Source organism: Psychrobacter sp. TB55-MNA-CIBAN-0194, assembly GCF_040309505.1.
GTDB lineage: Bacteria > Pseudomonadota > Gammaproteobacteria > Pseudomonadales > Moraxellaceae > Psychrobacter > Psychrobacter fozii.
Map to the genome: position 1 here is coordinate 1 of NZ_JBEOOW010000181.1, position 280 is coordinate 280.

A 280-nucleotide genomic window follows, 5' to 3' on the forward strand; every position below is an offset into this window, starting at 1 on the left:
GTATTGTATTAGCCGATGCCAATATTAAATATTTAAAACCGCTTAGCAGTGATCCACGCGGCTGTGTTGATATACAAAGCTGTAAGGGTAAGCTCAGCGAGTTAGAAACTGAGGGTAAAGCCAGCTATTTAGTGCCTGTTATTATTTATGATGGTGATAAGGTAGTGGCTGACTTTGAAGGGCAGTTTGTAGTAAAAAAATAAGCTGTTAGCACTTTATAATTGAATTAAGCACGAAAAAAGCCAAGCAATGCTTGGCTTTTTAATTTATTTACTTTAAT

General features: G+C 35.7%; 1 protein-coding gene. It reads left to right on the top strand.

Annotation, left to right across the window (positions count from 1 at the left end):
* The coding region (locus AAEY75_RS14745) for a YiiD C-terminal domain-containing protein (RefSeq protein ID WP_352259986.1) at positions 1-203 on the top strand (203 nt) is incomplete at its 5' end.
* Between the last annotated feature and the right edge of the window lie 77 nt (positions 204-280).